Origin of the sequence: Coprococcus sp. RTP21281st1_F1_RTP21281_210402, assembly GCF_040915325.1 — a bacterium.
GTDB lineage: Bacteria > Bacillota > Clostridia > Lachnospirales > Lachnospiraceae > Coprococcus > Coprococcus aceti.
In genome coordinates this window covers 10,468-15,896 of the sequence record NZ_JBCPDQ010000007.1, presented here as the reverse complement: position 1 = coordinate 15,896, position 5,429 = coordinate 10,468, and the positions used below count along the sequence as shown (strand labels likewise).

6 protein-coding genes are annotated in these 5,429 nt (G+C 45.1%); all 6 read left to right on the top strand.

Going from position 1 to position 5,429, the window contains the following annotated elements; translation table 11 throughout:
- A partial coding sequence (locus tag AB5150_RS10870; protein ID WP_368291863.1) for an exopolyphosphatase occupies window positions 1–1,322 on the top strand: 1,322 nt, incomplete at its 5' end.
- Between the two features lie 3 nt (window positions 1,323–1,325).
- Window positions 1,326–3,446 (top strand): RNA degradosome polyphosphate kinase, encoded by a 2,121-nt coding sequence (locus AB5150_RS10865; protein ID WP_015533883.1) that lies wholly within the window; start codon window positions 1,326–1,328, stop codon window positions 3,444–3,446.
- A 296-nt stretch (window positions 3,447–3,742) separates the two neighbouring features.
- The gene (infC, locus tag AB5150_RS10860) at window positions 3,743–4,237 is read left to right on the top strand and encodes a translation initiation factor IF-3 (RefSeq protein ID WP_015533882.1); all 495 of its coding nucleotides are present in this window, start codon (window positions 3,743–3,745) and stop codon (window positions 4,235–4,237) included.
- A gap of 39 nt (window positions 4,238–4,276) precedes the next feature.
- Window positions 4,277–4,474, top strand: coding sequence for a 50S ribosomal protein L35 (gene rpmI, locus AB5150_RS10855; RefSeq protein WP_004849138.1), 198 nt, complete (start codon window positions 4,277–4,279; stop codon window positions 4,472–4,474).
- Between the two features lie 22 nt (window positions 4,475–4,496).
- A complete protein-coding gene (rplT, locus tag AB5150_RS10850) occupies window positions 4,497–4,853 on the top strand; it encodes a 50S ribosomal protein L20 (RefSeq protein ID WP_004849136.1) in 357 nt (118 codons plus the stop codon).
- A 172-nt stretch (window positions 4,854–5,025) separates the two neighbouring features.
- Window positions 5,026–5,331: a hypothetical protein gene (locus AB5150_RS10845; protein ID WP_015533881.1), complete on the top strand. Its 306-nt coding sequence runs from the start codon at window positions 5,026–5,028 to the stop codon at window positions 5,329–5,331.
- Window positions 5,332–5,429: the final 98 nt, after the last annotated feature.

Below are 5,429 nucleotides of genomic sequence, written 5' to 3'. Positions count from 1 at the left end.
GGGAATACGATGTGCGTGAATACAAGGCGTATGCATCGTCCGCTGTGCGTGAGGCGGAGAATTCAGTCATGGTCCTTGAGAGGATAAAGCAGCACACAGGCATCGACGTCTCAGTGCTCAGCAACTCGGAGCAGAGATTCATGAACTACAAGGCGTATGCGGCAAAGTCGAAGTTTGAGGATGCCGACACGAAGAACAGGGCGCTTCTGGACATAGGAGCGGGAAGTCTTCAGATATCTATATTTGACAAGCAGAATCTGATCCAGACACAGAACCTTCCTATAGGAGCCGTGAGAATAAGGGATTATCTGGCAAAATACGGCGCAGACACGGTGGCTCTGGAGAATATCATGGAGGAGTTCGTATCGAACTTCATAGAGGAGTTCAGGAACCTCTTTATAAACGATAAGGACATCAAGAGCATAATAGCCATAGGAGACGGAATCGCAAATCTGAAGAAGGTCGGACCGGAGCTGAATATCACAGACAAGATCACAAGAGATCAGTTCCGCGTGCTTTATCACAAGGTAGTTGAGACCACCCCGGAGGTCCTTTCAGAAAAATACGGTGTGCCATACGAGAGGGCGACACTGATGCTTCCGATGGCGATCATTTACCAGTCATTCCTCGACAACTCAAGGGCGGAGGATATCATCACGCCGGATGTTACGTTCTGTGACGGAATAGTTGCCGATTATATGGATAAGAACGGAACGCTTCTGCTGAATAAGAATTTCGACGAGGATATCATTGCATCGGCAAACAGCATAGCCAAGAAATATAAGGTCAACAGGAAGCACACGCAGAATGTGACGCAGAACGCACTGGATATATTTGATTCCTTCAAGAGCGTCCACGGACTCGGAAGGAGAGAGAGACTGCAGCTCCAGATCGCAGCCATGCTCCACAGTTGTGGCAAATTTGTAAATATGAACGTGGGCACCATGATGTCCTATCACATAATCATGTCCACGGAGATACTTGGACTGTCCCACAAGGAGAGGGAGGAGATTGCAAATATTGTGAAGTTCAACGAGTATTATCTCCCTTCACAGACAAAGGCACAGGTATCGCTGATGACTGCGGATTACATGAAGGTCGCCAAGCTGGCATCCATACTGAGACTTGCGGATGTCCTTGACAAGAGCCACAGGCAGAAGATAAGTGATATGAAGTTCAGCTTCAAGGACTACGTGCTCACGATGACGGTAGATACACTGAATGATATTACGCTTGAGGCAGGGGTGTTCAAGACAAAGACTGAACTGTTCAGAAAGGTCTTTGGAGTGAAGCCTGTGTTAAAACAGAAAAGGGGGTTGTAAAGGATGGCAGATAAGAATCCGATATTTTATAACAGAGAGCTCAGTTGGCTTGAATTTGACAAGAGATGTCTGTCCGAGGCGAAGGACAGGACCATTCCTCTGTTTGAGAGAATAAAGTTCCTGAGTATAACGGCATCCAATCTGGATGAGTTCTTCATGGTAAGAATAGCATCACTCACGGATATGGTGCATGCCGGATACACCAAGAAGGATATAGCCGGAATGACGGCGCGGGAGCAGCTTGACGCACTCCATGCCAGCACCAAAGAGTTCATGAAGAACCAGTATCAGACACTGAACAGATCCCTCATCCCTCAGCTTGCCCAGAACGGATTGAAGCTTGTGAGACACCATGAGGATCTCACTCCAAAGCAGGCAAAGTACGTGGACAAATACTTTGAGAAGGATGTATACCCGGTACTCACACCTATGGCGGTGGACTCGTCCAGACCATTCCCGCTGGTGCGCAATAAATCACTGAATATAGGTGCACTCATATACGATAAGAAAAAGGACGTGACGGATATAGCGACCGTCCAGGTTCCATCTGTACTTCCAAGGATCGTGAGACTTCCTTCTGAGGAGAAGGGCGTTACCGAGATAATTCTTCTGGAGGAGGTTATCGAGAAGAACCTTGACAAGCTGTTCCTGAACTACGACATAGTGTGTGCATATCCATACCGTATCATGAGAAATGCAGACTTCTCCATAGATGAGGAGGAGACCGCAGATCTGCTGAAGGAGATCGAGAAGCAGCTCAAGCAGAGACAGTGGGGCGAGGTCATAAGACTTGAGGTGGACGAGGCCATGGACAAGAAGCTCCTTAAGGAGCTCAAGAAGCATCTCGGAGTCGATGACGAGGTCGTATACAAGATCAACGGACCTCTGGATCTCACATTCCTCATGAAGGTGAACGGCATAGATGGTTTTGACCATCTGAAGTATCCTAAGTACAAACCGCAGCCTGTACCTGGAATGGGCGATTACAGCCATATATTTGACAGGATAAAGAAGGGAGACATCCTTCTGTTCCATCCATATTATGAGTTCACTCCGGTCATTGAGTTCATAAAACAGGCGGCAAATGATCCTGATGTCCTGGCGATCAAGCAGACACTTTACCGTGTCAGCGGCAATTCACCTATCATCGCGGCACTTGCACAGGCTGCCGAAAATGGCAAGCAGGTAACTGTTCTCGTCGAGCTCAAGGCAAGATTTGACGAGGAGAACAATATAGCGTGGGCCAAGAAGCTGGAGCAGGCGGGCTGTCATGTTATCTATGGCCTTGTGGGTCTTAAGACACATTCTAAGATCGCACTGGTTGTCAGACGCGAGGAGGACGGAATCAGAAGATATGTGCATCTGGGAACAGGAAATTACAATGATCAGACCGCAAAGCTTTACACTGACATGGGACTTCTCACCTGCAGCGATGCCATAGGAGAGGACGCGACGGCGGTGTTCAACATGCTGTCAGGATATTCAGAGCCGAAGAAGTGGAACAAGCTTGCAGTTGCCCCGATCTGGCTGAAGGACAAATTCCTCATGCTGATAGGCCGTGAGGCAGAGAATGCGAGACAGGGCAAAAAGGCAAGGATAGTTGCCAAGATGAACAGTCTCTGTGATCCGGTGATCATGAATGCGCTCTACGATGCCTCAAAGGCAGGCGTAAAGATCGAACTCATCGTCAGGGGAATATGCTGTATCAAGGCAGGAGTTCCGGGACTTTCAGATAATATATCAGTAAGATCCATAGTTGGAAATTATCTTGAGCACTCGAGAATATTCTATTTCTATAATGACGGATTTGAGGATATATACATGGGAAGTGCGGACTGGATGCCTAGAAATCTGGACAAGCGAGTTGAGATAACGTTCCCTGTAGAGGATCCGGAGCTTAAGAAGAAGATAAAGAATATCCTTAAGATACAGCTTGAGGATACACTCAAGGCTCACATCATGCAGCCTGACGGCTCATATGCGAAGCAGGATCTCAGGGGCAAGGCAAAGCTTGATTCACAGATGTATTTTGTGAAGCTTGCGCAGGAGAGTCAGAAGCCGGTGAAGGAAGAGGACAATGACAGGGTGTTCATCCCGGTTGAATCCCACGGCGATAATGAGTGATATAAAGGCAGCACAGAGGCATATCGACAAAAGAAAAATAACAGTTGACACACGGCTGGCGATGTGGTATTCTACCATTGCTGTGTGAAACAGTGAACATAGAAGCAGAGTATCCACTCTCACCTCAGCATGGTCTGACATGACTCGGGTTAATATTTAGCTTAGAAGATTTACAGGGTTTTCCTGAGTTTGAATATGCTTTGTATTAAGAAAGTGGATAGATGGTTCTATCCACTTTTCTTATGTCAGAGAATTGAATTTTAAAAGTGTGGAGGTAGAGAGTCATTAGCGATTTAATGATCAACGAACAGATTAGAGACAGAGAGGTACGACTCATCGGAGAAGATGGTCAGCTTGTTGGAATAATGTCATCCAGGGATGCATACAAGATGGCTCAGGATGCAGGACTTGATCTTGTGAAGATAGCACCTAAGGCACAGCCACCGGTGTGCAAGATAGTTGACTATGGTAAGTATCGTTATGAGCAGGCCAGAAAAGAGAAAGAGGCCAAGAAGAAGCAGAAGACCATGGAAGTCAAGGAAGTCAGACTTTCACCGAACATCGATGCGAATGACCTTAATACCAAGATCAATCAGGCAAGAAAGTTCCTTGAGCATGGCGATAAGGTTAAGGTTACACTGCGATTCAGGGGAAGAGAGCTTGCGCATGTAGAGCAGTCAAAGGTTATTCTTGACAACTTTGCTGAGAAGCTTGCAGAGATAGCAGTTATCGATAAGCCTGCTAAGTTTGAAGGAAGAAGCATGATAATGTTTTTAACACAAAAGCGTTAAATTATTATAGACATATAATTCAAGGAGGAAGTAAGTAAAATGGCTAAATTAAAGACAAAAAGAGCAGCAGCTAAGCGTTTCAAGAAAACAGCTAACGGCGGTTTAAAGAGATCTAAAGCTTATAAGAGTCATATCTTAACAAAGAAGACCACTAAGAGAAAGAGAAATCTTAGAAAGGCTACAATGACAGACGCAACAAACGAGAAGGTAATGAAGAAGATATTACCTTATATCTAATAGATCAGGAGGAAGAAAACCAATGGCAAGAGTTAAAGGCGGAATGAACGCAAAGCAGAAGCACAATAAGGTATTAAAGCTTGCAAAGGGCTACAGAGGAGCAAGAAGCAAGCAGTATAGAGTAGCAAAGCAGTCAGTTATGAGAGCACTTACATCTTCATACGCTGGCAGAAAGCAGAGAAAGAGACAGTTCAGACAGCTCTGGATCGCTCGTATCAACGCAGCAGCAAGAATGAACGACATCTCATACAGCAAGCTTATGCATGGTCTTAAGCTGGCAGGTGTTGACATCAACAGAAAGATGCTCTCAGAGATGGCTATCAGCGATGCTGAGGGATTTGCAAAGCTTGTTGAGGTTGCAAAGGCACAGTTATCATAATATAGAATATAGAATCTTCTATATATAAGTAAAAAGAACCGGATGTGGTATAAACTTACACATCCGGTTCTTTTGTTGCGCGAAAAGGTTTTATAATTCGGAGGCGTATGCTATAATTATAGAGGTTAGGGGGATGACCAATGAGAGTAAAGACACAGAGTAGGAGGCACATATGTTCGTAGAGAGAATAACAAAGGATCAGATGAAGATGTTTCTTGAGACTTTTGCTTGCTGCAGTGAGCAGAAGAACCTCGTTATGAGACTTAACTATGCAGGAAAGGAACCGTATCTGGATGTGACCAGGTTCAGCAATGGTCTGGTATATACTGATTCATATTATGATTTTGACAGTACATACTGCAGTAATCTTTGGAATAAGTTCCTGTATACACAGTTCACACATGAGTATTACACAGCGTTCAAGGAGTACCTTATGAAGGATGTGGACAGAAAGCTCACTAATATGATAAAAATCTGAAAAAAGTTGTTGACTTTGTATTCGATAGATGGTATTATCTTATTCGTTGGTGACGAGCACAGAAGTCGACATCACATAAATATGCGGGAGTGCTGGAA

Coding starts and splice junctions, on each gene's coding strand:
- AB5150_RS10865 (WP_015533883.1), top strand. CDS start 1,326: ATGGCAGATAAGAATCCGATATTTTATAACAGAGAGCTCAGTTGGCTT.
- AB5150_RS10845 (WP_015533881.1), top strand. CDS start 5,026: ATGTTCGTAGAGAGAATAACAAAGGATCAGATGAAGATGTTTCTTGAG.
- infC (WP_015533882.1), top strand. CDS start 3,743: ATGATCAACGAACAGATTAGAGACAGAGAGGTACGACTCATCGGAGAA.
- rplT (WP_004849136.1), top strand. CDS start 4,497: ATGGCAAGAGTTAAAGGCGGAATGAACGCAAAGCAGAAGCACAATAAG.
- rpmI (WP_004849138.1), top strand. CDS start 4,277: ATGGCTAAATTAAAGACAAAAAGAGCAGCAGCTAAGCGTTTCAAGAAA.